Annotated in this window: 27 protein-coding genes; 15 read left to right on the forward strand and 12 right to left on the reverse strand. The window is 62.4% G+C overall.

The features are described from left to right. Positions 1-128: 128 nt before the first annotated feature. Positions 129-1,370: a UPF0158 family protein gene (locus ASG79_RS22675; RefSeq protein ID WP_056394438.1), complete on the reverse strand. Its 1,242-nt coding sequence runs from the start codon at positions 1,368-1,370 to the stop codon at positions 129-131. Between the two features lie 140 nt (positions 1,371-1,510). Next, on the reverse strand, positions 1,511-1,660 hold the full coding sequence (locus ASG79_RS23690) for a hypothetical protein (protein WP_156400276.1): 150 nt from the start codon (positions 1,658-1,660) through the stop codon (positions 1,511-1,513). A gap of 211 nt (positions 1,661-1,871) precedes the next feature. Between ASG79_RS23690 and ASG79_RS22680 the strand changes: the two genes are divergently transcribed. From ASG79_RS22680 to ASG79_RS22690, 3 genes are all read left to right on the forward strand, one after another. Continuing rightward, entirely contained in the window at positions 1,872-2,399 is a 528-nt protein-coding gene (locus tag ASG79_RS22680) for a hypothetical protein (RefSeq protein ID WP_056394441.1), read from the forward strand. Next, on the forward strand, positions 2,396-2,602 hold the full coding sequence (locus ASG79_RS22685; RefSeq protein ID WP_056394444.1) for a hypothetical protein: 207 nt from the start codon (positions 2,396-2,398) through the stop codon (positions 2,600-2,602). The genes ASG79_RS22680 and ASG79_RS22685 overlap by 4 nt, the downstream gene beginning before the upstream one ends. A 453-nt stretch (positions 2,603-3,055) precedes the next feature. Continuing rightward, positions 3,056-4,012 (forward strand): hypothetical protein, encoded by a 957-nt coding sequence (locus ASG79_RS22690; RefSeq protein WP_156400277.1) that lies wholly within the window; start codon positions 3,056-3,058, stop codon positions 4,010-4,012. A 92-nt stretch (positions 4,013-4,104) separates the two neighbouring features. On the opposite strand, the gene ASG79_RS22695 is transcribed toward ASG79_RS22690, so the two are convergent. From ASG79_RS22695 to ASG79_RS22725, 7 genes are all read right to left on the reverse strand, one after another. Continuing rightward, positions 4,105-4,815 carry a hypothetical protein gene (locus ASG79_RS22695; RefSeq protein ID WP_156400278.1) on the reverse strand — a complete coding sequence of 237 codons (711 nt, stop codon included), beginning with the start codon at positions 4,813-4,815 and terminating at the stop codon, positions 4,105-4,107. 151 nt (positions 4,816-4,966) lie between these two features. Then, entirely contained in the window at positions 4,967-5,620 is a 654-nt protein-coding gene (locus ASG79_RS22700; protein ID WP_056394454.1) for a recombinase family protein, read from the reverse strand. A gap of 374 nt (positions 5,621-5,994) precedes the next feature. After that, positions 5,995-6,363, reverse strand: coding sequence for a ParB family protein (locus ASG79_RS24400; RefSeq protein WP_056394456.1), 369 nt, complete (start codon positions 6,361-6,363; stop codon positions 5,995-5,997). After that, positions 6,360-7,274 (reverse strand): ParA family protein, encoded by a 915-nt coding sequence (locus ASG79_RS22710; protein ID WP_082581910.1) that lies wholly within the window; start codon positions 7,272-7,274, stop codon positions 6,360-6,362. Before ASG79_RS22710 ends, ASG79_RS24400 begins: the two co-directional genes overlap by 4 nt. A 468-nt stretch (positions 7,275-7,742) precedes the next feature. Then, positions 7,743-9,368 (reverse strand): hypothetical protein, encoded by a 1,626-nt coding sequence (locus ASG79_RS22715; protein WP_235509919.1) that lies wholly within the window; start codon positions 9,366-9,368, stop codon positions 7,743-7,745. A gap of 355 nt (positions 9,369-9,723) precedes the next feature. Continuing rightward, positions 9,724-9,951 (reverse strand): hypothetical protein, encoded by a 228-nt coding sequence (locus tag ASG79_RS22720; RefSeq protein ID WP_235509920.1) that lies wholly within the window; start codon positions 9,949-9,951, stop codon positions 9,724-9,726. 69 nt (positions 9,952-10,020) lie between these two features. Next, positions 10,021-10,341 carry a helix-turn-helix domain-containing protein gene (locus ASG79_RS22725; RefSeq protein WP_056394460.1) on the reverse strand — a complete coding sequence of 107 codons (321 nt, stop codon included), beginning with the start codon at positions 10,339-10,341 and terminating at the stop codon, positions 10,021-10,023. A gap of 302 nt (positions 10,342-10,643) precedes the next feature. On the opposite strand from ASG79_RS22725, the gene ASG79_RS22730 reads away from it, so the two are divergent. Genes ASG79_RS22730 through ASG79_RS22780 form a run of 11 tightly spaced genes read left to right on the forward strand, consistent with a single transcriptional unit; the run spans position 10,644 to position 21,989 of the window. Then, positions 10,644-11,726, forward strand: coding sequence for a CHAP domain-containing protein (locus ASG79_RS22730; protein WP_056394462.1), 1,083 nt, complete (start codon positions 10,644-10,646; stop codon positions 11,724-11,726). After that, complete coding sequence (locus ASG79_RS22735; RefSeq protein ID WP_056394465.1) at positions 11,723-12,235, forward strand: hypothetical protein; 513 nt, start codon at positions 11,723-11,725, stop codon at positions 12,233-12,235. Before ASG79_RS22730 ends, ASG79_RS22735 begins: the two co-directional genes overlap by 4 nt. 35 nt (positions 12,236-12,270) lie before the next feature. Next, entirely contained in the window at positions 12,271-13,704 is a 1,434-nt protein-coding gene (locus ASG79_RS22740) for a MinD/ParA family protein (RefSeq protein WP_056394468.1), read from the forward strand. Between the two features lie 43 nt (positions 13,705-13,747). After that, the gene (locus ASG79_RS22745) at positions 13,748-14,338 is read left to right on the forward strand and encodes a DUF6668 family protein (protein ID WP_056394471.1); all 591 of its coding nucleotides are present in this window, start codon (positions 13,748-13,750) and stop codon (positions 14,336-14,338) included. A 43-nt stretch (positions 14,339-14,381) separates the two neighbouring features. Further along, complete coding sequence (locus ASG79_RS22750) at positions 14,382-14,651, forward strand: hypothetical protein (protein WP_012311500.1); 270 nt, start codon at positions 14,382-14,384, stop codon at positions 14,649-14,651. Between the two features lie 21 nt (positions 14,652-14,672). After that, the gene (locus ASG79_RS22755; RefSeq protein ID WP_056394472.1) at positions 14,673-15,419 is read left to right on the forward strand and encodes a hypothetical protein; all 747 of its coding nucleotides are present in this window, start codon (positions 14,673-14,675) and stop codon (positions 15,417-15,419) included. Positions 15,420-15,459: 40 nt separating this feature from the next. Then, a complete protein-coding gene (locus tag ASG79_RS22760; protein WP_235509921.1) occupies positions 15,460-16,710 on the forward strand; it encodes a hypothetical protein in 1,251 nt (416 codons plus the stop codon). After that, positions 16,697-18,205, forward strand: coding sequence for an SCO6880 family protein (locus ASG79_RS22765; protein WP_056394478.1), 1,509 nt, complete (start codon positions 16,697-16,699; stop codon positions 18,203-18,205). Before ASG79_RS22760 ends, ASG79_RS22765 begins: the two co-directional genes overlap by 14 nt. Further along, positions 18,206-19,798 (forward strand): ATP/GTP-binding protein, encoded by a 1,593-nt coding sequence (locus ASG79_RS22770; protein ID WP_056394481.1) that lies wholly within the window; start codon positions 18,206-18,208, stop codon positions 19,796-19,798. Next, positions 19,795-21,564, forward strand: a complete 1,770-nt coding sequence (locus tag ASG79_RS22775; protein ID WP_056394484.1) for a type IV secretory system conjugative DNA transfer family protein — start codon at positions 19,795-19,797, stop codon at positions 21,562-21,564. Before ASG79_RS22770 ends, ASG79_RS22775 begins: the two co-directional genes overlap by 4 nt. Next, a complete protein-coding gene (locus ASG79_RS22780) occupies positions 21,561-21,989 on the forward strand; it encodes a DUF4913 domain-containing protein (RefSeq protein ID WP_200953229.1) in 429 nt (142 codons plus the stop codon). Before ASG79_RS22775 ends, ASG79_RS22780 begins: the two co-directional genes overlap by 4 nt. Positions 21,990-22,241: 252 nt before the next feature. Here ASG79_RS22780 and ASG79_RS23695 read toward each other — a convergent pair whose 3' ends face one another. Next, positions 22,242-22,409 (reverse strand): hypothetical protein, encoded by a 168-nt coding sequence (locus tag ASG79_RS23695; RefSeq protein ID WP_156400279.1) that lies wholly within the window; start codon positions 22,407-22,409, stop codon positions 22,242-22,244. Between the two features lie 49 nt (positions 22,410-22,458). Here ASG79_RS23695 and ASG79_RS22785 point away from each other — a divergent pair, with 49 nt between their 5' ends. After that, on the forward strand, positions 22,459-22,725 hold the full coding sequence (locus tag ASG79_RS22785) for a hypothetical protein (RefSeq protein ID WP_056394487.1): 267 nt from the start codon (positions 22,459-22,461) through the stop codon (positions 22,723-22,725). A 62-nt stretch (positions 22,726-22,787) separates the two neighbouring features. On the opposite strand, the gene ASG79_RS22790 is transcribed toward ASG79_RS22785, so the two are convergent. Further along, complete coding sequence (locus ASG79_RS22790) at positions 22,788-23,075, reverse strand: hypothetical protein (RefSeq protein WP_056394490.1); 288 nt, start codon at positions 23,073-23,075, stop codon at positions 22,788-22,790. Positions 23,076-23,411: 336 nt separating this feature from the next. Continuing rightward, a complete protein-coding gene (locus ASG79_RS22795) occupies positions 23,412-24,500 on the reverse strand; it encodes an IS630 family transposase (protein WP_056394495.1) in 1,089 nt (362 codons plus the stop codon). Positions 24,501-25,140 lie beyond the last annotated feature (640 nt).

Here is a 25,140-nt window from a genome sequence, read left to right on the forward strand (position 1 = left end):
GTGATGACTGCACGCCGACAGCATCCCATAGAACCTTGGAACGGGGCGTCTCTAGTGGAACGCTCCCCCGCTAAGCCGCGAATCGCAGGCCGCCACGTAACTTAGCCGTACCGCACGGTCTCGGCTCGTCAGCCGACGCGGATGCCATTGTCAGCGAGGAACTCGCGGGCGCGGCCCATCTGGCGGTCGGTGGAGAAGGCGTGCCACTGTTCGCTGAAGTTCTCGCCGTGGAGGAGGTCTCGGAACCGGTAGAAGGCGCCTTTGCCCTCGATCGCCCGCTCCAGCCGCTCACGGAGGGCCTTATCGTGCTGCCGCTCGGCGAAGGCCTCCATGTCCCGCCAGCCGTCCCGCGACCCGGCGCGGTCGAGGCGAAGCCAACGGTCCGGCTCCTCCTCGACCGTGATGGCAGCGTCCTCCCCGACCATCATCGGGTCAGTGGCGGCCTCGTCGTACACCTGCCCGGTGCGCAGGTCGAGATAGCCTCCGGTTGAAAGGTCGGGGTCCCCTTCCAGCACGATGCTGAGCATGTCGAGGTCTACCGGCACCAGCCGGCCTGTCAGCGGCTCGCGGCGCAGACCGGCCAGCAGGTCCTCGGCCAGCACCTGGTCACCAGGCCGGCCGCGCCCTGTCAGCCGGTTGATGACTGACAGTGCCACCGGCTCGGCGTCCTGGCGTCTCTGCTTCAGCGCCATCGGTATCCCGGCGCCGACCTGTTGCAGAGCGTCGTCAATCTCCCGCCCCGTGACTGCCGCGAGGAAGCGGGCCGCATCTGCCGCCGCGATGGCTTCACGCAGCTCGGACAGGTCGAGCGCCGGCACCTGCACCTGTGCGGGCCAGGCGTGCAGCAGCATCGGGTGCGGCCGGCCCGGTTTCCCCGGTGCCCGGCTCTCCCCGTCGTCGGCAGCCCACCGGCGCCCGTACTGGTCCGGGATGCTGCCCCAGCCCCAGTACGGCAGGGGGACATCGGGACGGACACCCAATACCTCCAGCGGGTCGACCTTCACCTCCCCGACCACGCACCGGTGCATCCAGGCGTCACCGAGATCGAACGTGAACTGAAACTCAGCCCCCGGCTCCAGTGTCCGGACGACCTTGGCAGCAGCAATGTCAATCGGTGCAATGATCGGCCCACTGGTTGCTCCGGCCATCTCTGCTCCCGTCTCTTCATCAGTGATGACCCGGCCGTCGGCCAGGGTAAACAGTGACAGGTGCGAGCGGTCCCACCGGGCGAAGGCATCGTTGATGGCGTCGGCGAGATCCAGGAAGGTATGCGCCGGTCCGACCGCGAAGATACGCCCAGGCCACGGCCACAGCTCCTGGCCCCGACCGCCGAGCAGTTCCACCGTCACCGACAACCACGTTCGTGTCATATCCCAAGGATGGCAGGCGCCGCGGCGGTGCCGTAGCAACGTTACTGCCGGGGTCCCGCCCACAGAGTCCCATCACCAAGGGCTAAGCCCACTTCCAGTGCGGTCCCCCAGGCTGCGCGGCCTGAGTGCCTCTAAATGCTTCACTCGTCCTCACCGTTGCGTCGGTCCCGCCTGTCGAACAGCAGGACCAGCACCTCGAGCCAGCCAAGCTGGGAGGTGGTTAGTTCAGGAAGGATTACGAGGGTGGCAAGGGCGGTCAGTGTTTCGGCGAGGTCTTTACTCATGCTCATATCAGGCGCGCTTTCGCTTAGGAGAGGTGGGACGCGGCCTTTTAAGGGCCGGTACATCTCTCTATGCAGCCGACGCCGCCACGGCGGTTGTCTCCTAACCCTTGGGATACGAGACGTCTCAGTGATCTGGCAGCCAAGCCTGAAGGCTCTGGCTTTTGTCAGAGGTCACTGAAACACTTACTGTCAGGGTTTCCTGACGAAAGGTGTGGTTATGGGCTGGGTATCAAACGACAACGAGCACGAGGGCTGGGCGGCGCCCGTGGCGCCCGACGGACGCTTGTCCGCATCTTCGACTGCCGAAGGAATGCTCGTCAAAGGTCTCACGGGGCGCTACGTCCCGGATGTCACGATGCCCGATTACGAGCTAATCCCGGACAAGGAGATCATCGGCTGGCGGGGAGCCTGTGTATGCGGCTGGCAAGGCGAAATGTGGGAACGGGTCACGACCCCGGCGGCCGCCGACTTCAGCCGCCGCAGGGACTACGTTGCCCCGGGCGAATTCGCCAATGCCTCAAGCGAAGTCGAAGACGCCATCCAGGACGAGTGGAATGCCCATATCGCTCCCTCGGAAGCCATCCTCGGTGTGGAAGCGGCAGCGCGTGAATACAGCCAGGCCGGCCACCGGCTGGACAAGACGGTCGCAGCGGCCAAGGCGGCCGGTGCATCCTGGGCCGACATCGGCCGCGCCGTCGGCATCAGCCGCCAGTCCGCCCACGAACGTTGGGCAGAAAAGCAGTGACGCTGCACCCAGCGGCGCCCCTTGATGCGGACACGTTGAGTTTTTCCTTGACCTACGGCGGAACGTTGGTCGTGGCGCTGCTGATGTTCATAGGGCAGCTGACCACGGTGGGGATTCTTCTAGTTGTTGCCGGGATTATCCGGCTGACGGCTTACCCCATCCAGGCCATCTCGCGATCATTCAGCAAATCTGACCAGCCATGAGAATGACCGTCGCGGGAATCCCCCAGTCTCCGTGCTCCGGCCGGGTGCGGGTCTCCCGTACCCGGCCGCGATCAGCAACTATATGGACCCTGCCGCCGAACTTCCGCGGCACAGGGAGGGACCGGCTTGCGGGCACTGATCTCTAGGTTGCTTCCTCCGGCATTTAACGACGGCGACGGATGCCTTTCATGCCTTTCCCGACATCGGCACCAATAAACTGCCTGCATGACATCAGCGCGACTAGCCGGATCAGAGGATGCCGCTAAGCGGCTAAGTGCGACGTCGTTGCGCGAGTTTCTAGACCCTAAAAATGATAAGGACACGACCAGACGATACCGGCGATACCGGCGGCCAGTTTCCCGTGAGGAGATAGCACTTCCCGGGTTGGCGCGGTACGCACTAAAACTAGTCGGCCTGCCTTCGGCCGGCCCTGGTGAGAAGGTGGCGTGGTGGGTGAACTTCCTGTTTCAGGGCCGCCAATGCGAACTTGAGTTAGAGAAGTTTGGCTTACGGTTGTACGTCGAAATCGTCGATAACGACGAAACGCGGGCTAATCAGGTGGCAAACAAAATCGTGAAGAAGCTCGGCTCCAGCATGCGGGCTGTTGAGAGCTTAGTCCTGGCCCCGGCTGCCTCCGGGCTCTTCCGTAACGGCGAAGCTAGTGTAATCAACCAGCACACGAGTCTGCGTCGGACCTACGAGTATTTTCGTGAGCGTGCATCAAATCCGTCCGTCATCGAAGACGAGGTGAAGCATTTCGGTGCCGGGGATGGGATTGCTCGTGGAACAACCTTTCAATCAGGAAAGCTGCTGATGCAGCTGAATTCGTTCCATGACTTGGTTGCCTCAGTTAACGCCTACCTCAGTCTTCTTGAACACCACATGGTTCTGGCGTTGCCTTTCCAAGGCTTCGACCCTTCCAAGCACTCTCTCGAAAAGTTCATAGGTTGCCGGTGGGGAGATAAGTACGGGCAAATTTTTGACCTGACGCGGAAGGATGACAAACGCTACTACGACAGGCTGGTCGAGGTAGTCGAACGCTGGCGCAACACCTATTCTCACGGGGGGTTTGAGAAGGGTCACGGCTCTTCGGTCTACCTTCACTATGAAGGGATTGGGGCCATCCCCGTGGGGCTGAGCTCCGCAACTGAGCGCGTCGGCATCTTTTTCACGCACGCGACAGATGAAGACATCAACCACGTTTTCGAGCTGTTCGATGAGTTCGACGCGTGGCTCAGTGACACGCGTATGCGTTACGCCATGGAGTGGATCACCTCTGGTTTGCAGGTCCGATTCGATCATGCTTTCCGGGCTGAACTCGTGGACGCCATGGAAAGCCCTGAACGATTCTCAAAATACGTCGACTACAACGCGTACCTTGATGACCGTGCCGTAAACATGGACTACTGAGACTCAACGAGTAAGGACCGCACAGTTTCGTTGATGCCACACTCTCCAAGTTCGCAACAAACGCGGCATACAGCGGGTTGGGCTGAGTTTCGCTAGGTAGCCTCAGGTTTTCGGAGCGGTCGAAGAGACGGGATTCCATGGGGAATGATGTGGTCGATGATGCCTAGGATCGGCCCCGTCAGCGCAAGGATCTTCTGCTCCGTTTCTGTCAGGTACTCGACGGGTCCCTGGGCATTGCCGGCCACGGACAGGCTCGTGACCGCGTCAGTGCCAACAACGACGTCGATGTGGCGAGGCGCCGTGTTTTGGTGCATGGGCGTATTCCGGAGTCGACGGAATTGTTGCAACCACCCTGTGGGGTTGTCCCGGTCTGGCCCGATCTCCAACGCAGAGGCCACATTCGCGGCAACGCCAGCTACGTCAATGTCCAGTTTCTGCCTGTCCAACTCGGCCATGCGGTTTACGAAGACCCGGTCCTTGAATTCGTGGGGCCGGGTAAACACCGGATCTTTTTCTTCCTTGAGGAGGTACATTTCGGCGGCTCTGATGAGTCCCCCCGCTGCGGCGTCGAAGGCCCCGTTCAGTGAGGACAAGGCGCCGTCCAGTGCCATCTCCACGCCGACGTAGCGTTCGAACCCGGCCTCTTCGATGAGCTGCTGAAGTGTGCCGATGTACCAGTGTGCAGCGGTGAGCTTGTAGTTCACCCAGGATCTGGCATCGCTCCCATCCGCGCCGGGGAGTTCGTAGTAGAGCGGGCCCAGCGGCCAGGACACTGAAACTTCAGGGGTCGTCGCATCGTTCATGGCACCGAGGCTACCTGTATTGGTTCAGGTTCTTCCCCCGGAGATACGCTGTGAGCAGTGTTTACCCCTGCGATAGAGTCTTTCGACCGCTCTGCCATGCCCGGCTGGTCACTCTGACTTACACGGCCGTCAGGAACCGGCCGGCTGGTTCCTAATACCCCTGAACCGGGGTTTCGCCAACGCGTACGGAACTGGCGTAAGCGACGCTGCGAACGATGGCCTCGGACTCCGGTCCTGGCTTGGTTGTTCTCGGGCCAAGGGTCCTGGTCACAGTGGACATGCTCACGCTCAGGGTCTCCGCGATCTCCTGCAGTTTCTTACCCTGGCGGCGCAGGTCTCTGGCTGCCTCAAGTTTCGCAGCGGTCATCGCCGGCGGACGGCCGCCAAGCCGGCCCCTGGCCTTCGCGGCCGCTAATCCTGCCTTAGTGCGTTCGGACAAACGCGAACGTTCGTACTCGGCCAAGGAGGCGAACATGTCGAAGATCAGCTTCCCGTGCGCGCTGGTCGTGTCCAGCCAGGGTTCCGCCAGTGATCGGAAGCCTATCCCCCGGCGCCCGAGTACCGTGACAATATCGGACAGGTCCGCGGTGCTGCGCCCCAGCCTGGTCAGATCCGTAACCACCAAGATGTTGCCCGGTTGCAAGTGCTCCAGACAGTCCTGCCACCGCGCTCGTGCCTGCGTAGCGCCCGAGGCGTGCTCCATGAAGACCTTGATGGCGCCGGCGCCCACGAGCGCATCGACCTGTGCATCCAGGGATTGCCCCCGGGTGCTGACTCGGGCATAGCCAATCACGTTCCGGCTCATACGGCCGCCTTTCAATAATCAGGGTGCCCGTGTCGAAAACACGTCAAAAACCCTCTTTCCCGCGTTCCGACCGGCTTTGATACCGGCAACGGGTTCTGATCAAAAATAAGCGTCCAAATGTCATTTTTCGGGACCGCTTCCGGCGCGCCGAAAAGACTAGTCAGAAATGGTCGTTTTTGACGTCGCGAGCAGTACTGGGCACACGTGACGTGGGTTACCGATGTGCCCGTACGAATGATGGTGGAGGAACTGCTGGAAGGCGGTCGGGACGCGTTCAATGCACGCCGGTACCTCTACGGCTTTTAGGGAGAGCGGACGGCACTCGCGCTCAGCCGTGGGTCAGCACCGGTGATGGCTGAACCGGCTGCGCTGCTTCAGCTGTCCTTGAGCCGGCGGCCCCCTGGAAGGTTTTCGCCCCACGACGGGTACATCGCTCCCCCATTGTGCTCGGCTTCGCGACGTGCCGTCTCTGCTTCGATCGCTTTCGCCACGAAGTGACTCCACGTGTTATCCCCTTCGGCGTAGCTGGTCGCCCTGTACGCAGCGCGCGCCCGATTGCGAAGCGCAGCGGGGATGCTTACCGTCATATTCGCCGTTTCGGTGTCCTTAGGGTCTGCCTTCTTCGGCGTCTCAGGCCGGTGCCCGGGGAGCATCCTTGCGAGGGGGGCCTCTGCTACGGGTGCCGCGGTGCGCCGCGGGGGCAGGCCTAGCGCGGGTCGGCTCGATGTGGGCTCTGCGCTCATGCGTTGATCTCCTGAGACTCTGCGACGGCGATGCGTCGTGTTACTTCCATGGCGACTGCATGGAGGTCCTCGGCCACGCTGGAAGCAGACTTTGGCCCCGCGTTCCCGGCTTTCGCTTCCCCGCGCAGGACCTCCCACCACTTGGGACCCTTGCTAAGTTCACGTTCTAGCTCGTGAGCCAGCAATCCACGCTCACGGCACGCCTGGGCAGTTGCCTCTGCGTGACGAATGGACATCGGAAACAGCACTTCGTCTGTACCAAAATCCGCTGTGAGGTGATCGCGAGTGACTTTGTGGACCTGCTTGGAATTGGTGCCGGTCCCGACTAAAACGACACCCAGTAGGTCCAAAGATGGGTTGAGTCCGACAACGCTGTCCATGCGTGCCGCGACTGCAGCAACACCCTTTCGGCTAGACATATCAGTCTTCAACGGCACCACCGCATACCGTGCAGCGGCCACCGCTGCCGCCTGTAGCGGCTCGTTCCCTGGCGGGCAGTCGAGCAAGACCAAGTCGTACTCCCCCGCGACACTGGCAAGCAGTTTAGCCAAGGCTAGCTGTGCAGCATCACGGTCCTTCTGGGCCTTAGCTCCAAGGAATGCGGCAGCGTCGTCGAGGTGAGGGCCTCCGGCGATGACGTCCAAGTTGGGTCGAACACCCAGTAGCAGATCGGGCTCTCCCCCAAAGCACAGCGAGGCCGCCAGGCTTCTACCACCGTCGCCTTGGTCCGCATACCCGAGGTCCTCAGCAAGATTGCCCTGAGGGTCAAGATCCACGAGGAGCACACGCGATCCGCCCTCAGCCAGTAGTCCCCCTACATTGGCCACCAGGCTCGTCTTGAAGACCCCGCCCTTGCCGTTGATTACCGCGATTACGCGGCTAAGGGCACCGCGGTCCAGATCGAGTTTCATCAAGTTTCCCCTTCCAAAGTGATTCCAGCGTAGCCAACAACACCGGCTTCCCTTGGGAAGCTTGCTTACGTGTCTTTTCTTTTTTCACTTGTGAATCCGTTGAAACAAGCGAACCGGGCAAAACAAGTCTTCATGAGTTCGCCGGGTTCACCGGGTTCACCAACTACGCTTGGTTCGCCGGGTTCACCTTTAACGATTGCTTGTGTGTTTTCTCTTTTTTCACTTGTGAATCCGTTGAACCAACCGAATCGGGCAAAACAAGCCTTCATGAGTTCGCCGGGTTCACCAACAACACTGGGTTCACTTGTAAATACGTCGACCAGTGACTAAGGGTCAGCTGACGGAACCAGACCCGCCGCCCTGACCAACACGCGTATGCAAGCTTCTTCCCTAATCGCTGCCGCAGTGAATGCAGCCTGGGCGAGTGCCGAGGGAAAAACCTACAGCAGAAGGGCGTGCAAAGTCGGTTTAAGCTGCCAACCACAACGCTGCGTCGTCGGGTGGTATCCAGTGTTCTTCTCGTTCGTAGTCGTACAGGTCCGTTTCCATCATTCGAGCGTTCAGGAAGCGATCGAGGTAAGCGTGCCAGGCAGCTCGTTCGCGCCGATTCCGGCTGATATGTGCTTGGTAATCGTCCTGCACGCCCAGCCGTGTCGCGAGATCACGCAGATTGACTGAAGTGGTCTTCCAACGGCCTTCGTCGCGCCTGATCATGGCTAGGGCCTCCATGTCGGCAAGTGCTTTTGTGATGGCGTTACGACTGATTCCGGTGGTTCTCACGATTTCTGCCGTGGTGGGGGAGCGGCGACCTCGTTCGATGGCTTCGTATACGAGGGCAGCAGCATCGCCGAGCGCCCGGAATACAGGCCGAATGGCATGGATTTTCCCCCGCCGCCACGTGAGTTCGCGGGCCAGCTGCTGGTACTGCTCAGGTAACTGGATCAGATAGACATCGGCGGCTTTGTGGCGGGCATCTGCAACCTTGGTCAGGATCCCGTCTGATGCTTTTGCCAGGACAGGCAGGAGTCTCGCGATGGTGACGTGGTGTTTTCCCATTGCCACAGCAAGTGTGCGGCAACCAACGTCAACGATGTCGGTTTCCTTGGCCCGCATGTAGGCCAAGAGTCCCCGGATCAGAAGACGAAGGCTAAGGCCTTCGCGGCCACGGGCTTGCAAGCGGTGATCGAGCACCGCGTAGAGGATATTTTCCAGGTCGTTCACGAGCTGATGGATTGCTCCAGAGCTGGGTTTGATTGCCCCCCCTGTGAGTCCAGTGGGGCTTGTGTTGTTAATAAGTACATCTTTTTCACCGGCTTTGCGGGTCCGAGCGTTTTGGTCGGACCCGCTGGAGGCGTAGGCCTGGGCCTTGGCCCATTCGGTACTTAGGAGCCGTTCCTGGTTAGCAGGTGTGCCATATAGGGCGGCCAGCCCGGGGAACTGGCCGGTGAGCTCGTTTTGTACGTGCTCGCGGGTCCAACCGCAGGCGCTGAAGTGGTTCAGGACGGCCATGCGGGCCTCTGAAGGGCTCTTGTACCGTGCAGTGTCGTAGAGACCGGTACGGGCCACCCGGCGCAGCGGAAGTTCTGCTCCCGGCCGAGGCGCAGGAACAGAATGGGGAGTACGGACGGCGGCCTTGGCCCTTCGTGCTGCGAGTTCCTTCTGCCGGCGCAGCTCCGGCATCAGCGCTGCTTGAAGTCGAGCGATAGCATCTGAGCCGTTGCGGCGGCGCAGGATGTCGTAGGCCTCACTGAGGGGAGTGACCAGTATCTGGTAGCCACCAGACTTGTGGATGCTTCCGGGGACGCGGATGCATCCGTCCGTGATGTTCTGGTGGGGGCTGGGATCGAGACTGGCTGCTGTAAGGGCGAGGGCTTCAACGAGCTCCCGTGCCTCGGAGGCACTCATTAGTTCTCGGAGAGGGATGTACACGTGGCGCCCACCGCTGGGGGAGAAGTCCTCAACCCAGCGCAACCCGCTGCCGCTAAGTAGGCGTCGGATTTGGGCGATGTCCTCTTCCAGAACAGCTTTGTGCGCCTTGGAGGTATCGAGGTCAAGGCACAGGGTGCTTACGCTGCCGTCCGTGCCGTGGACCATGACGGCCGCCGGCCGTGTCGGGAGAGCCGCAGTAATTCTGGGAAGGGTCTTGGGGCGGGGGTACTGGAAGCGTGTACCGATCCAACGACCTGTCCTATAAGTGGGCTGTCCAGCAATCAGGGGGGCAAGAACCCAGGCCTGTTCGGGCCTGACTTGACGCGCGACACCCTGAACGGCATGTGTTGACGCGGAATCGGCTTCCGGTACCATAGACAGCAATAGCCTTCCTTTATGGATGGATATGACAAGATCCACCCACTGGGTGGGTGTTGGATAAGTTCAGATCGAATCCCGCCAAGAACGAGATCTGAACGACATACTTTGTGAAGGCCCGCCTCGTGCGGGCCTTCAGTTTTTAACCGGCCTGCGCGATAGGCAAAGCCTCCTGGTTCTGCAGATCGTCGATGTCGATGGAATCAATGTGCTCAGCTACGAGCGGCGTGAGATAGTCCACGGCGTTCGTGTCAAGGATCTCTAGGATCCTCCGAAGTTTCTGGGCACGCGCCATGTCGGGCTTGACCACAAAAGTATGCCGCGGGCCCTTCGAAGGGCGCCCGCCCAGATTGAGCTTTTGGATTGCCATAGTCACATCTAATCGGTTTTGATTACTGAAAGATGGAAACGTGGGCGGCGTGTCGCTATAAGACAACATTTAACGCCCCAGTAAATAGTCCTTAAGCGCAGCGAGCAATTGCTCTAGACGCTCTGGTTGCACGGCGAACGTCACTGTCCGCCCGCGCCGTTGGCCGGCTGGGACATCAGCTTCAACTAGTCCGACCTCCTCTAGATTTTGCAGCGTCCTTCTAGCAGTGTTGGCGTCGGTGCCCAGTTCCCTGGCAAGGTCCGCTGCCCCTGTGGGGCCATGGGTCGACAAATGCCGCAGTATGGCTCGGGAGAACATCGTCCCGAATGACTCAATCGCCATGTCCACGTCCCGAAATAGGGCGCTCGGGGGGCGAATGTATCGGGGCATTCATTCATAGTCTCACTTCCTTGCTAGTTCGTATCTGATCCAAGAAGACTACATTAAATGTCGTTTTAGATGTAGTGTCTTATCTGTCGAGCCGCTCGGAGCCAGCAAAGGGCCTGCGGGGGCGTGACAGCGAGCACAAACAGGCATTTGACAAGCATTTTGCGTGTGACCCGTGGACAATGGCCTGCGGCGTCCATCGGTGGAGAAATGTCCGCACCGGTTGGTAGTTGTAGAAACGATGTATTTTTTGGGGGAGTGGCAGGCAGTGACCGATTTGTGGCAGTTGGCACGGAGTGGTCGTCATGAGCCAACGTAAGTCGCTTGGCTTAGTGGCCCTTATCGCTATCCCTGGCCTGTTCCTCGGGTTGATCTTCACCATGCTTTTGCTGTTGGCCCCCGCGAAGCCTGCTGTGGCTACCTGCGCTTCCGCCGTCTCTGTTGTCATCGACGCTGATACGAAGGTCGAGGGCTACACCGGGGAGCAGTTGAAGAACGCGGCGGCGATCATGGGTGCAGGCAAGGCCCTGGACCTGTCCGTGAAGGGTCAGATGATCAGCGTCATGGTTTCCCTGGGGGAGTCTGGCTTGCGGGTCTTGGACTACGGCGACGGACCGGGCCCTGACTCCCGTGGATTGTTCCAGCAGCGCGACAACGGCGCGTGGGGCTCCTACGCGGACCGCATGGATCCGGCCATCAGCGCCACGAACTTCATCAACGCCCTGCAGAAGGTCGAAGGCTGGGAGCTGCTGGAGCCGACCATTGCCGGCAACAAGGTCCAGCGCAACGCCGACCCGTACCACTACCAGAAGTACTGGCCCGAGGCCGTCAAACTCGTCCAGGCACTCTCGGACGGCCAGTTCGTGCTTGAAGGCAGCGACTGTGCCATTCCTGGCCAGTCCGGTGCCGGGGATGACTACCCATGGAAAGACTCTCCTACCTGGATGCAGGTCGGAACCAACGACGCCAGCACTTCACCACTGAACTTCTACTACCGGGAGTGCGTGGACTTCGCGCTGTGGCGGGTGAACCAGCAGATGGGGTCCGCCGGGGAACCGTTCAAATTCCTCAACGGCACGTTCCGCCCCGACGGCCAGCGCCTTGGCTCTGCCGTCACGTGGAAGGCCGGCTGGGACACCAAAGGCTGGCCCACCGGCAACACACCCCGGGTCGGTGCCGTCGTCTGGTACGCGCCAGGTGCCGGGGGAGCGGACCCGACCTTCGGCCACGTCGCCGTGGTCAAAGAAGTCAGGGACGACGGGACCTACGTCGAAGAGGGCTACAACGGCAACCCGCCCCCGGATGACCACAACTACTACACACGGACCGTCAGCAGCGATGTCCCGTCAGCTTTCCTGTACCTGCCAACCCAAGAGGAGAAGAAGTGAAAAAGCCCCTGGCCGTGCTCGCAGTAGCCCTGCTCTGCGCGGCGTGCGCCCCGGCAGCGAACACCACGCCTGCACCGGCAGAATCAACCACCACTACGCCGTCGGCCCCCGTATCCCTGAGCGCCAGCAGCGGTCCCCAAGCTCCCGGAGGCACGGTCCCGGCCACGATCGGAATCACCTGGGATCAGGCCAGCAAGGACGCGGCCGCGGACATCGCCGAGAAGGCCATGGCGGACTTTGCCCGCCCGGGCGTGGAGGAAAGGCAGTGGGCCAACGATCTTGCCCGCTGGCTGACGCCACAGGCCACAGCTGACTACTCGGCGGTGGACCCGGCCAACATCCCGGCCAGCCGCGTCACCGGCCCGGTCACGCTGAGCGTCGATGAAGCCAACGGCTACGCGGTCATGGCAGCGGTCCCCACCAATGCCGGGACCTACACGGTGCAGCTGCTTCGCACGGGCAAGGACGCACCGTGGAAGGTCAACCGCCTCACCCCACCCGTTTCCTGATCCCCACCCTCCACGTTTCAGAAAGGTAGAACGCTATGGTCTTGAACCAGACAGATGTCCCGGCTTTCCCGAAGATCAGCGCCATCGTCCGTGCCAACGGAACCGCTGAGGTCGTTGTTGCCGGCAACTCCCGGAATGTGAAAGCAGCGGAGTCCCTGCAGCAGCTGCGCGACAATGCCTTGTCCCTCGTGGTTAGGGAAGCGAAGACGCTGAACCGCCCGGTCCGGGTCCAGGTCGATGACCCCGAAGGCCAGGGTGAGCTGATCGTGAACCCGGACGGCACCAAGGAGTCCGTCAGCTACGTGGCCAAGGCCTTACGCCGCCGCGTGGCTGAAGCTTCCACCCCCACGGCAGCACCTCTCGCTCCTGCAGCTGCAGAAACCATTCCAGCGCCCATCAATGACGAGCCGATTACTGACGTCCCGGGCACCGTCCCACTAGCGACAGGACCATCCATGACCCTGACATCCGAAACCACGTCCACGCCGACCCCGGAGGCGCAGGAGGCACCGACCCGGCGCAGCCTGAAGGAAACCTCCTTCCTGGTCAGCGCCCCGGTTCTGGAACCGGCCACGAAAGGCTGGCGCGGTGCCCTGACCCGGCTGGGGTTCCGCATGGACCCGTCCGAGGAAGAGATGGCGGAGCGTGAAGACATCCGCACCGTCAGCCAGCACTGGCCCGGCCCGCGCACCGTCGCCGTGGTCAACCGCAAGGGCGGGGCGAACAAGACACCCACAGTGGTGATGCTCTCGGCCATCCTCGCCCGCTACAGCGGCGCGGCGACCTGCGCCTGGGACAACAACGAATCCCAAGGCACCCTGGGCTGGCGGACCGAAAAGGGCTCCCACGACAAGAGCGTCCTGGACCTCATCGACTCGTCCCAGACCTTGCTTTCACCGTCAACCAACGCCGCGGAAATCGCCAACTTCGTTCACCACCAGACTGCTGACAAGTTCGATGTCCTGCGCTCGGATGAGAACGAGGAAGGCGATCACGAAGTGACCGCCGAGGAAGTGGATATCGCCCATCAGGTCCTTACCCGGTACTACCGACTGGTGATCATGGATTCGGGCAACACCGCCCGGGCAGCGAACTGGCGGCGGATGATCGATCACACCGACCAGCTCGTCGTCCCCGTCACTGCCATCGAAGACCGCGCAGAGGCTGCACGCCTGACGCTGCAGACCCTCGAATCCCGCGGCGGCCACGATGCCGAACTGGCGCGCAACGCGGTCGTTATCGTCTCCGAATCCACTGACGCCAAGCGGGCGATGTCAGGGGATGCCTTGAAGCGCGCCAAAGACGAAGCCCAGCGCATCGCTGATGGCTTCGCCCCTTATGTCCGGGCCGTCGTCCGGATTCCCTACGACCCGGCCCTGGTCAACGGCCCCATCCGCTACGAAGCCCTCCAGCCCGCTACCCAGCGGGCATGGCTGGCCGCCGCGGCCGCCGTTGCCAGCGGCTTCTAACTGCCCCTTGACCGCCCCAATCCAGCCCGAAAGGAGGACGCAGATGAACCAGCACCTGAACCCCTGGATCACCAGCCCAGAAACGGCAGAGCCTGAAGAGGCAGCTGCAGATGAATATGTTTCTCCGCCGGCGATCATCACCGGCCCGGTCCTGGGGATGGTGGAACCGGACGCAGCTGACCGCCTCGTCCGCCGCGCGGTCACCGGTACGGCAACGATCTGGGTTACCGGTGTCCACGGAGGAGCGGGCGAAACCCGACTCAGCCGCCTCGTGGAGGGCGCACGCCCGACAGAACACGCCTGGCCCATCCTTGAAGACGGCTTCAGCAAGCCCGCGGTCCTGCTGGTCTGCCGCTCAGACATGCACGGCCTGAAAGCCGCGCAAGTCGCCCTCATCCAATGGGCCTCCGGCGCAGCCCCCGACGTCAACCTGCTAGGCCTCGCGGTCCTGGCCGATGCACCAGGAAAACTGCCCAAAGCCCTGCGGGACTTCGCAGCTCTTATCGGCGGGGGAGCCCCCCGGCTCTGGATGCTCCCCTGGGTCGAATCCTGGCGGCTAGGGGACACCAACACCGGAACACCCGGCCGCGAGTATCAACGCCTGATCACCGACCTCACAGCCCTCACCAACTAACCAATCAACAGCTTCACAGCGCCATACTTCGAAAGGTCTCACCATGAACTTCATCGCAGCTCTTCCCGCCAGCGTCATCCCGAACCCGACCCCTGTCGTCCCTCCCCAGGCACAGGGCCTGCTCACCGTACTGAACTGGGCCTCCGGCATCGGCCTGGTCCTCGGCGTGCTGGGCGTAATCATCGTCGGCATCGGCATGGTCATTCAGCTCCGCCGCGGCGAAGGCGGCGAATCAATCGCCAAACTCGGCTGGGTCCTCGCCGGCTGCATCATCATCACCGGCGCCTCCGGCATCGTCCGCGCATTCGTCTAACCCGACCCCCGGAGGTTCATCATGAGCGAATCCACACAGAACAACACCGAACAGAATCCATTCACCAAACCCGGATTCATCATTTCGGCCGCCCTCGTGGTCGCACTGATAGCAGCCGTCATCGTCATCTTCCTGCTCCCTAAGGGACAGGGAAACGCACAGCCGGCCCCTGCCCCCGCAGAATCCGGCAGCTCAGCCGCTGCCAGCCCCAGCGCTTCAGCTGAGGCTGGTAAGAGCGTCTGCGGGCTTCCCAGCAGTGGCGAAACCGCACTTGGAACTGCGCCTAAGTCCAAGTGGGAACTGGTCGGAACCATGGCTGTCCCCTCGGATCCGGCCACGGCAGGTCCTGGAACAGTCGGCACTGATGGCCTGAGGTCGTGCTTTGCCCAGTCCCCGACGGGAGCCCTCTATGCGACGGCGAACATTTGGGCGTCGTCGTTCAATGGCTATGCAAAACAGGTCTACCTGGAGCTTTCGGCAGACAGCCCTTCGCGCGACAAAGCTGTGCAAGCCATAAAGGAAGGCAAAGACGTCAGCGGAGGGACCTCCCTGAAGGTACAGATCGCTGGGTTCATGGTCCATTCATACACCCCAGAAGCCTCAGTCGTGGAGTTGGCCTTCGAGACCGCAGATGGCGGATACGGGGCTCTCTCGACGTCTCTGCTGTGGGAGGACGGCGACTGGAAAATGGATATCCCTGCCGCTGGCGGGGGCGCAGTTCGGCAGGTCAGTGACCTGAGTTCATTTATCCCGTGGGCCGGCGTCTGACATGGCAGAAAAAGAATGCGAAGTTTGGAACGTCGTCTGCATGGGCGAACAGCGTCTCGGCAATGTTGCGGCGGGGATTGCGGACGACGCAATCAACAATCTTGCAAAAGCCATCATGGAGGGCATGAGCCAGATGGTGACAACACTGTCTACCTTCTGGGTGTCCATACCCACCGTGAACCTCGCCAGCGACGACGGCACCACACCCAGTCCCGTTGTCTCTGCGGTCAATAGCGAATTGATGCCTTGGACGCTGGCTCTGGCCGTCCTCGCCGTTATCCTCGGCGGCATCCGGATGATCTGGGAACAACGCGGTGCGCCGTTAAAGGACCTGCTTCGTTCACTGCTCACGCTCACTCTGGTGTCCGGCCTCGGCCTGGGTGTCATCTCAATTCTGGTGATCGCAGCCGACGCCTTCTCTGCCGCCATCATCGACCGCTCCACGGACGGCAAGGGTTTCGCAGAGTCGATGAGCATCCTCGTCATGACCAACCAGACCGGGGTCGGGGTGTTCATCCTCATCATCCTGGGCCTGATCGGGTTGATTGCTTCCCTCGTCCAGATCGTGCTGATGGTGGTGCGCAGCGGCATGTTGGTAATCCTGGCCGGCATCCTGCCCACCACAGCCGCGTTCACGAACACGGAGATGGGCAGACAGTGGTTCCAGAAAGCAGTCGGCTGGACCATTGCCTTCATTCTCTATAAGCCAGCTGCGGCGATCGTCTACTCAGTCGCATTCCTCCTGATGGGCAATAAAACTCAGGTCCCCTTGATCGGTTCGATCACTGGTTTCACGCTGATGGTCGTTGCCCTGTTCGCACTGCCGGCGCTGATGCGGTTCGTCACCCCGATGGTGGGGGCGGTTGCCTCCGGTGGGGGAGCCGGGGCAGGGGCAGCCGTCGGGGCCATGGCCACCGGTGCCGTGTCCTTGGGCCGCAGTGGCAGCGGCAGGGGCAACGCCTCACCGACGCCAGCTACGACGCAGAGCAACCAGCCAGGTGCGTCTCCAAAGGGCAGCGCCGGAACGTCGGCCCCCCGCGGCGGGGGAGGTGAGCCCACACCCGGCGCTACCGGTCCGGGGAGGGCCGCTGGCGCCGCAGCAGCAGGCAAAGCGGGTATGGCAGGGACCGGGGCAACCGCCGGCACTGCAGGAGCAGCAACCGGAGCGGCAGCAGCAGGCCCGGCTGGGATGGCCGTAGCTGCCGGGGCACAGGTGGCGTCCAGGACGTCGCAGGCAATCGCCAAGACCGCGCAGGATTCAACCGGGGAGGGCCCCAGTGGCAGCAATTAACACCGAATACAAGGAACCGTCTTACGGCAACTGGCGGGTCCCGAGGTCCGCCGGTCTGGGCGACCTTGGCGCTATCGGCACGGGGATTGTGATGGCCGGGCTGTTGCTGGGCATCATCAGCTTCGCCATCTGGGGCCTCTTCGTCGGCCTCGGCGTCCTGGCCGTCGCCGGGGTGCTGGTCCTGCTGCTGACCGTCAAGGATAAGCACGGCCAGTCCGTGGTGGACCGTTTCGCGACCCGGATGAATTTCCGCCTCGCCCGTTCCTCGGGTGCGAACCTGTACCGCTCGGGCCCGCTGGGGGTGACGGAGTGGGGCATGTACCAGCTCCCGGGGTTGGCGGCAAAGTCGCGCCTGTATGAGTTCGCTGACTCCTACAACCGCCCCTTCGCCATGCTCCACGTACCGACCACCAACCACTTCACCGTCATCTTCTCCACCGAACCCGACGGCGCCTCCCTTGTGGATCCCGAGCAGGTCGATGCGTGGGTGGCGAACTGGGGCGGCTGGCTCGCCGGACTGGGCGATGAGGCAGGGCTGGAAGCCGCCGCAGTAACCGTGGAAACTGCCCCGGACTCCGGCTACCGGTTGCGCAATGAAGTCGAGATGAACATTGACGAGAACGCCCCCGAAGCGGCCAAGGCCATCCTCCGCGAGGTTATCCGGACCTACCCGGAAGGATCTGCCACCGTGCGGGCATGGGTGTCCCTGACATTCAACGCCTCCCTCCGTGCAGGGTCCCGGAAGCGGGAACCGGAGGACGTCGCCCGCGACATCGCCTCCCGCATCCCTGGGCTGGGTGCCCGATTGCAGTCCACCGGCGCCGGTATCGCCCGGCCGATGTCCGCGCAGGAACTTTGCGAGGTGGTCCGGATTGCCTACGACCCGCCCGCCGCTTTGATCATTGACGAGGCCCACGCGGCCGGTTCCCCTGTTGCCCTGGCCTGGGGCGAGGTCGGCCCCACCGCTACCCAGGCCGGCTGGGACGACTACAGGCACGATTCCGCGTTCTCTGTATCCTGGACCATGACGGGTGCACCCCGGGGTTCGGTGAACTCTTCGGTCTTGTCCCGGCTGCTGGCCCCGCACGGGGACGTTGACCGCAAACGCGTCTCCCTGCTCTACCGCCCGATGGATTCGGCCCGGGCAGCTGCCGTGGTCGAGCGGGACCAGAACAACGCCAACGTCCGCATCACCTCCGGAAACCGGCCCAGTGCCCGGGCCCTGGTCGATGCCCGGTCGGCGGCTCAGACTGCTCAGGAAGAAGCCCAGGGTGCCGGGCTCGTGAACTTTGGCATGGTCGTCACCGCCACGGTTACCGACGCTACCCGGCTTCCGGATGCGGTGGCCGCGATCGAGCAGACCTCAGGGACCGCCCGGGTCCTGCTCCGTCGCGCCTACGGCTCACAGGACACCGCTTTCGCCGCGTCCTTGCCGCTGGGCCTGGTGCTGCCCAAACACATCCTGCTGCCCAGCGAAATCAGGGAGGCCCTCTAAATGGCCCGCTTCAAGTTCCTGCAAGCGAAAAAAGTTAAAACAGTAAATACAGCAACAAAGGCTCCCACGGGCCAGGGGGAGGGGACGTCGCGTCCTGGCCGTGTCCGGGGTCCCGGCTCACGCGGCTGGGGCGGCCGTGGCGGGGGAGCGGCCGCCCTGGTTCCTGCGGTGCGGGAGTACCGGGGCACGACGGTGCAGGTGTGCGGGTTGTGGCCGTTCAGTTCCGGCACGTCGTCGCCGATGATTGGTGTGCCTTTAGGCCGGCATGAGGAGACCCAGGCGACGGTCTGTTGCGACCCGATCAGCTGGTTCCAGCGCGCCCACCTGATCTCCAACCCGTCTGCGTTCATTCTTGGCAAGCCCGGGCTGGGTAAGTCCACGCTGGTTCGCAGGATGTTCCTGGGCCTTTCCGGCCAGGGCGTGCATCCCCTCGTGCTGGGGGACCTGAAGGCAGAGCACGTCGACGCGGTCGAGGCGTTGGGCGGTCAAGTCATTCGGCTCGGCCGGGGACGGGGCTACCTGAATATCCTTGATCCCGGCCAGGCCGTCGAGGTCGCCCAGCTGCTGGAGGAAGAAGGGCACCACGACGCGGCCGTCCGGGTCCGTGCCGACGCCCACGGCCGACGGTTGAATATGGTCGTCTCCCTGATCACGATCAGCCGGAACTCACCCCCGACGGATCAGGAACAGACGATCCTTGACCGTGCCCTGCGGGTACTCGACGACACCTTCGACGGCATCCCGGTCCTGAAAGACCTACTCGACGTCATCACCGCGGCCCCGGCCGAGCTGCGCCAGGTCGCCCTGGACCGCGGCGACATGGCGGTCTACCTGCAGGAAACCCGGGCGCTGGAAGCGACCCTGCTGGGCCTGACCGGTGGCGGGAAGCTCGGCGAAATCTTCTCCGCCCAGACCACTAACCCGATGCGGCGGGACCGGGCCGTGGTCTTCGATGTCTCCAGCATTGACGAAACCGAAACCGACCTGCAGGCAGCGGTCCTCCTGGCGTGCTGGTCCTACGGATTCGGGACCGTCAACGTCGCCAACGCCCTGGCGGACGCCGGGCTGGAGCCGCGCAGGAACTACTTTGTGGTCCTGGACGAGCTGTGGCGGGCGCTGCGCTCCGGCAAGGGTATGGTCGATCGCGTCGACGCCCTTACCCGGCTGAACAGGAGTGTTGGTGTCGGGCAGGTCATGATCTCCCACACCATGTCCGACCTGCTGGCCCTCCCGGCGGAGGACGACAGAATGAAAGCGCGCGGGTTTGTCGAACGTTCCGGCATGGTCATCTGTGCAGGGCTCCCGGCTTCGGAGATGCCGCTGCTGACGGCTGCGATCCCGCTGTCGAGGCAGGAACAGCAGAAGCTCATCTCGTGGCAGGATCCGCCCGCGTGGGATTCCCGCGGGGGTGATGTCGAACCCCCGGGCCGGGGAAAGTTCCTGATCAAGGTCGGCGGCCGCCCAGGCATCCCCGTGACCATCGGTTTGACCTCCATCGAGGCCTCCCTGAATGACACAAATAAGCGTTGGCATGCACCGGCAGAAACTCTGCTGGATGCGGCAGCTCCGATCCGGGAAGAAGGTGCGGCATGAGTGCCCCGAACCGCAAGGGAACAGGCCTCGGCGACGCTTTGGGGATTTGGCTGGCCATTGGGGCCGCCACCATCTTCGGCGGCGGTACCTGGGTCGCCGCCCACCTCGGGTCCTGGATGGCCGGCCTTGCCGCCCCTCCGGCGCACCCGATCGATCTTGTCGCGGGGCTGGCCAAGGGGCGTGTGCCCTGGCCGGACCAAGCAACTGTGGTGGCCTGCGTGCTGGCCGGGGTCCTGATCGCACTGCTGGTGACAGTTCTGGTGGTGCGGTCCCGGACCGCGAGCAAACGCACCCGGGTGGACAAGGCTGCCGTGTACATGGGCCGGGGCAAGGACCTGAACCACCTCTCGACCAAGGGCGCCGCTGCAACGGCCGTGCGCCTCGGGGTGGAAAATTCCACCGGTGTCCGCCTTGGCCGCAGCGTGGCCGGGAAGCGCCCGCTCTGGGCATCTTGGGAGGACATGCTGATCCTCATCGCCGGGCCGCGCACGATGAAGACCACCTCCTACGCCGTCCCCGCCATCCTTGACGCACCCGGGGCAGTGATCGCCACCTCGAACAAACGTGACATCGTCGACGTCACCCGCCCCATCCGCTCGGAGGCCGGGCAGGTGTGGGTCTTTGACCCGCAAGCCGTGGCGGAGGAAGAGCCGTCCTGGTGGTGGAACCCGCTCTCGTACGTGAAGAACGAAGCCACGGCAGGGAACATGGCCCAGCACTTCGCCGCGGGTTCCCGGGAACCCGGAACAAAGCCCGATGCCTACTTCGACCCGGCCGGGCAAAACCTGCTCAAAGCTCTCCTGCTCGCCGCCTCCCTCAGCGCCGCACCGATCACGCAGGTGTACACCTGGCTGACCCGCCCGCACGACGAAGCACCGGCTGACATCCTCCGCACCGCCGGCTTTGACCTGCTGGCAGACATGGTCATCGGCCACATCCGGGAACCGGAAAAGCAGCGGGCCGGCGTCTATGGCACCGCCCGGCAAATGGTTTCCTGCCTCACCGACCGGGACGTCAGCCAATGGGTCACCCCCACACCGGGTACAACGGTCGACACGGACCCCCGGCCGCAGTTCGTCCCCGAAGACTTCGTCCGCGGCAAAGGCACGCTTTACAGCCTCTCCCGCGAAGGCGTCGGAACCGCAGGCCCCCTGGTCACGGCCCTGACCGTCGCTGTGGTCGAAGCTGCCGAAAAGTACGCCACCTCCCAACCCGGCGGGCGCCTCGCAACCCCGCTGCTGGGCATCCTCGATGAAGCCGCGAACGTCTGCCGGTGGAAAGCACTGCCGGACCAATACAGCCACTACGGATCCCGCGGCATCATCCTCATGACCATCCTGCAGTCCTGGTCCCAGGGCGTGGAAGTCTGGAACCTCGAAGGAATGCGGAAGCTCTGGTCAGCATCCAACGTCAAAATCTACGGCGGCGGCGTCTCCGAGGTCGGCTACCTCGACGAGCTCTCCCGCCTCATCGGCCAATACAGCTACATCAACGTCTCCCGCAGCCACAGCAGAACCGGGTCTTCCTCATCCAGGCAGGAAAGCAAGGACGAGATCCTCTCCGTCGCCGACCTGACAGCGCTGCCACGGTTCCGGGCCATCCTGCTCGCCTCCGGCGCCCCGGCCACCATGATCGAAACGATTCCCTGGATGAACGGACCGCACGCCCAGAAGGTCAAAGATTCCCTCGCAGCCGAGGAAACAATTGAGCGTGCCCCTGTGGCTGTTGCCGCCCATAACCCCTGGACGGACCGGGACAAGGCGTGAGTGAAGAGTTCGCGGACGCCTTCGGGTACGAAGAGGAGCAGTCCCCGGCCGGCGGGCACAGCCACGCCGCACCCGAACCGAAACTGGTGTACTCCAGCGCCGTCGAGTTCTTCGCTGACCTCCTGGCCCAGTCCTACGTCCGGGAAGTCAACGAAGGCGCAGCCAACGCGTGGTGCCCTGAGTGGTACAAACACCCCGAAGCCCTCATCCGGATGGAAGCCATCTGGCGGGCTTGGGAACACCTACGGCTCGAACCCGCCCTGGGCGTCAGCACCTGGTGGCTGAACCACGCCGACCCACACATGCGCGTACTCATGGACAAAGAAGGCCCATTCAAGAAATGCGCCTACGACGGACACAAAACCCCCGCCCGGGACCGAACTGCTCTTCCCCATAAAACCCCTGAAGCAGGAATCTTTGACTAGCACACCTGGATGGTCAAGATCGGATGAAAGAACGCCGGGCCGCGCTTAGGCCTTTTGCCGCCCCGGACCACGCCGCGGAGCTGAACCGGCTTCAGCTGCCCATGGCTGGGGTCAATTCGGGTTATCCACGGCTGGAAATTGGGAGCCGTTGGGGTAGCTCCCTCGGCAGCAGTAGCGGTGGATAACCCACCAAGGATTGTCCCCGGCTGTGGGCAGCGGGCCCTGTGCTGTCTGCTGCTCGCCTGGGGCGGGTCAAACAGCGATCCAGTCGCCGTTGTCCTGACGGATCCACAGGATGGTATCGCTGTTGCCATGCCTCTGGTCGAATTCGTTCGCAAAGGTGATGGCCTCGCCGGTATGGCGTGCGTCAAAAATCGTGATCTCGTCGCCGTTTTTGTAAGTCAGTCGATACGTTTCCATGTCCCCCACAGTAAGGCTTCCAAAACTTCTGAACGGTTACGATGGCGGCATGAATGATTCACCACGGTTCATCGTCAACTTCCATACCGAAAGCGGTGACGAATGGCAGACCGATGAGGCCCGCTACATTCCGCGGGCGGGTGACCGCATGTACCCCTACGAGGGCGCCCCAAAGGGCTTCTTCGAGGTCGAGGAAGTCTGGGAGGTGGGCGAATCGAACGGAGCCGTTGTCCAGGGAACCCACGTCTTCCTCAAGGAGATCCCGGCGAAGGGCACCCGCCTCTATCAGGTTGACCCCTTCTACTACGACAGCTGACCGGCCAACGTGAACCGTTGGATATGGCGCCCCATCCTTTCCGAGGTGGGCGCTTTAGGTCGTTAGTACTGACGCGAGGGCCAGTCCTCATTTTGGCGGGCCTGCGCCGGCACGTGAAGATCATCGATTTTCACAAGGGCCCGGTGAGTGGCAGCGATCAGCATGAAGAATCCGATCAGCGCGAGTAGGGCTCCGAGCGCGGCAACTCCGAAGAACACCGTGGCCATATCGCTGTCACCCCGGGCGAGAGCCCAGCTGGCGAAGAAGCCTGAAGCGCTTCCCAGGATCGGACCGCAAATGGACATAGTTGCGCCGCCAACGAAGATGCCGGCCGCAGGTTTGTACCTCATGTTCCCCCTGAATGGTGTGTCTACTCGAAGAGTACAGGCAAAGGATGCCCCGACTTCTAGGCGATCTTCCTATGCCGTCTTCCGCGCCGTGAGATAGCATCCACAGTCGCAGCTGTCAGGTTTGTATCTAAGACGGAGCGGCGCACACGTGCAGAAACTGCTTTCCCGACCCTTTTCTGACGAGCTTTTCACTTCTGCCTGACGTCAGGTTGGGGTGTAGCTCATAGCGAGAGCGAGCCTCCTCCTCGGGCTGAGATCTGATCCTTGAATCTAGTCCGAGAGCCTGCCGAAATCGAGGGCAGGTCCTTGTTCTCGGCGCGCAACTAGTGGTGTGTCTCAGTTTTGTTTGATGGTTTCGAGGGCGACGCGGCCGCGGGCGACTTTCTTCAGGATTGAGTCTGCGGTCGCGGTCCAGACCAGCGGTTTGGGTTCGGTGTTGTGGGCGGCAAGGTAATCCTCGATTTTGGTGATCAGGTCCGGAACTGAGTGGAATGCTCCGCGGCGCAGGGCTTTGTCCGTGAGTTCCCGGAACCAGCGCTCTACCAGGTTCAGCCATGAGGACGACGTGGGCGTGAAATGCAGGTGGAATCGGGGATTCTTCGCCAGCCAGGCCTTCACGTCGGGGTGCTTGTGGGTGGCGTAGTTATCCAGGATCAGGTGGACATCCAGGCCGGGCGGGACTTCCTTGTTGATGGTCTTGAGGAACACCAGGAACTCCTCGTGGCGATGCTTGGGCAGGCAGGAACCGATGACTTTTCCGGTCGCGACGTCCAGGGCCGCGAACAGGGTGGTCGTGCCGTTGCGTTTGTAGTCATGCGTCATCGTTTCCGCCCGGCCCTTCGTCATTGGCAGTGACGGCTGAGTGCGATCCAGGGCCTGGATGGATGACTTCTCGTCCATGCACAGCACGATCGCCTTCTCCGGCGGGTTCAGATAGAGGCCCACGACGTCGATCAGTTTTTCCTCAAATTTCGGGTCGTTAGAGAGCTTGAAGGTATCCACCAGATGCGGCTTCAGGCCCCGGGCTGCCCAGATCCGCTGCACCTGAGCCGGGGACACACCGACCTTCGCGGCCATCGTCCGCACCGACCAGTGCGTCTGCCCCTCCGGCCTTGAATTCAGCGTCAAATCAACGATCTCGTCGATCTTTGACTGTGGAATGACCGGCTTACGACCCCGCCCCGGACGCACCTCACCCAGATGCGCGAGACCATCCTCGGCGAACCGGGCACGCCACGATCTGACCGTCGCCGGACTCACACCAACCACCCCCGCGATCCACTCGCTGGCCAATCCCTCCGCAGCCATCAACAAAACCTGCGCCCGTTGGACCTCCCGGTGCGATGCCGTCTGGGACTTGGAAAGCTTCTCAAGAAGCCCGCGCTGGGCATCCGAAACCACCAAAGCAGGAGCACGATTCGACATACCCCAACATTAACAGCCAACATCTAGTTATTTTGGAGACACACCACTAGGACGTTTGGTTCTTGTAGTTCACCTTCGCAGGACCTAAAGGCGGGACTCCTGAATTGTGCCGCATGGCACTTCGGGGTCGACTCGAACGGTGTACTTTCCGTAATCGCGTTGTATGACGAGGATTCCCTGCCTGCGTTCCAAAGCTGCGGGTATCAGTCTGTTGACGGCACGGCTAAGCATTTCGTCCGTCCTCTGGGGCTGCTCCACAGTGATGACTTCAAGGGAAAGAGGAAGCCCCGTGCCCGGAATAAGGTCGCCGCCCGTTATTGGGAAGGTAGCGCTGGTTACCAATAGATGCGAACTGTGGGACACGAGTCCTCCTTTATTAGGTCGATCGGCATGCACGGTCGCATATCGCGTTGGGTCGCAACCCACACATGTCGGGTTAAGTTCTGAAGCTTGTCCCAATGACTTTGAGATTCTTGGTCGAGGCGGCGTCAGATTAGGCTGTAGCCAACCTGACAAAGACCGATCCAGGCAAAGGCATGTCTTACAACTAACGAACTCTCCGAGGTTCGCCGGTGAAATGCCTTCCGACTGTCGTTCACCTATAAGGGCTCGCCAGGCTTCAAAACCGAGAGGATCAGGG

The sequence above is a fragment of the Arthrobacter sp. Soil761 genome (assembly GCF_001428325.1).
Taxonomy (GTDB): domain Bacteria; phylum Actinomycetota; class Actinomycetes; order Actinomycetales; family Micrococcaceae; genus Arthrobacter.

Coding starts and splice junctions, on each gene's coding strand:
- ASG79_RS22710 (WP_082581910.1), bottom strand. CDS start 7,274: ATGAAACTCGATCTGGACCGCGGTGCCCTTAGCCGCGTAATCGCGGTA.
- ASG79_RS23695 (WP_156400279.1), bottom strand. CDS start 22,409: ATGGAAACGTATCGACTGACTTACAAAAACGGCGACGAGATCACGATT.
- ASG79_RS22795 (WP_056394495.1), bottom strand. CDS start 24,500: ATGTCGAATCGTGCTCCTGCTTTGGTGGTTTCGGATGCCCAGCGCGGG.
- ASG79_RS22790 (WP_056394490.1), bottom strand. CDS start 23,075: ATGAGGTACAAACCTGCGGCCGGCATCTTCGTTGGCGGCGCAACTATG.
- ASG79_RS22675 (WP_056394438.1), bottom strand. CDS start 1,370: ATGACACGAACGTGGTTGTCGGTGACGGTGGAACTGCTCGGCGGTCGG.
- ASG79_RS22740 (WP_056394468.1), top strand. CDS start 12,271: ATGGTCTTGAACCAGACAGATGTCCCGGCTTTCCCGAAGATCAGCGCC.
- ASG79_RS22720 (WP_235509920.1), bottom strand. CDS start 9,951: ATGGCAATCCAAAAGCTCAATCTGGGCGGGCGCCCTTCGAAGGGCCCG.
- ASG79_RS22750 (WP_012311500.1), top strand. CDS start 14,382: ATGAACTTCATCGCAGCTCTTCCCGCCAGCGTCATCCCGAACCCGACC.
- ASG79_RS22700 (WP_056394454.1), bottom strand. CDS start 5,620: ATGAGCCGGAACGTGATTGGCTATGCCCGAGTCAGCACCCGGGGGCAA.
- ASG79_RS22760 (WP_235509921.1), top strand. CDS start 15,460: ATGGGCGAACAGCGTCTCGGCAATGTTGCGGCGGGGATTGCGGACGAC.
- ASG79_RS22680 (WP_056394441.1), top strand. CDS start 1,872: ATGGGCTGGGTATCAAACGACAACGAGCACGAGGGCTGGGCGGCGCCC.
- ASG79_RS22785 (WP_056394487.1), top strand. CDS start 22,459: ATGAATGATTCACCACGGTTCATCGTCAACTTCCATACCGAAAGCGGT.
- ASG79_RS24400 (WP_056394456.1), bottom strand. CDS start 6,363: ATGAGCGCAGAGCCCACATCGAGCCGACCCGCGCTAGGCCTGCCCCCG.
- ASG79_RS22770 (WP_056394481.1), top strand. CDS start 18,206: ATGGCCCGCTTCAAGTTCCTGCAAGCGAAAAAAGTTAAAACAGTAAAT.
- ASG79_RS22775 (WP_056394484.1), top strand. CDS start 19,795: ATGAGTGCCCCGAACCGCAAGGGAACAGGCCTCGGCGACGCTTTGGGG.
- ASG79_RS22730 (WP_056394462.1), top strand. CDS start 10,644: ATGAGCCAACGTAAGTCGCTTGGCTTAGTGGCCCTTATCGCTATCCCT.
- ASG79_RS22725 (WP_056394460.1), bottom strand. CDS start 10,341: ATGCCCCGATACATTCGCCCCCCGAGCGCCCTATTTCGGGACGTGGAC.
- ASG79_RS22755 (WP_056394472.1), top strand. CDS start 14,673: ATGAGCGAATCCACACAGAACAACACCGAACAGAATCCATTCACCAAA.
- ASG79_RS23690 (WP_156400276.1), bottom strand. CDS start 1,660: ATGAGCATGAGTAAAGACCTCGCCGAAACACTGACCGCCCTTGCCACC.
- ASG79_RS22695 (WP_156400278.1), bottom strand. CDS start 4,815: ATGAACGATGCGACGACCCCTGAAGTTTCAGTGTCCTGGCCGCTGGGC.
- ASG79_RS22715 (WP_235509919.1), bottom strand. CDS start 9,368: ATGGTCCACGGCACGGACGGCAGCGTAAGCACCCTGTGCCTTGACCTC.
- ASG79_RS22745 (WP_056394471.1), top strand. CDS start 13,748: ATGAACCAGCACCTGAACCCCTGGATCACCAGCCCAGAAACGGCAGAG.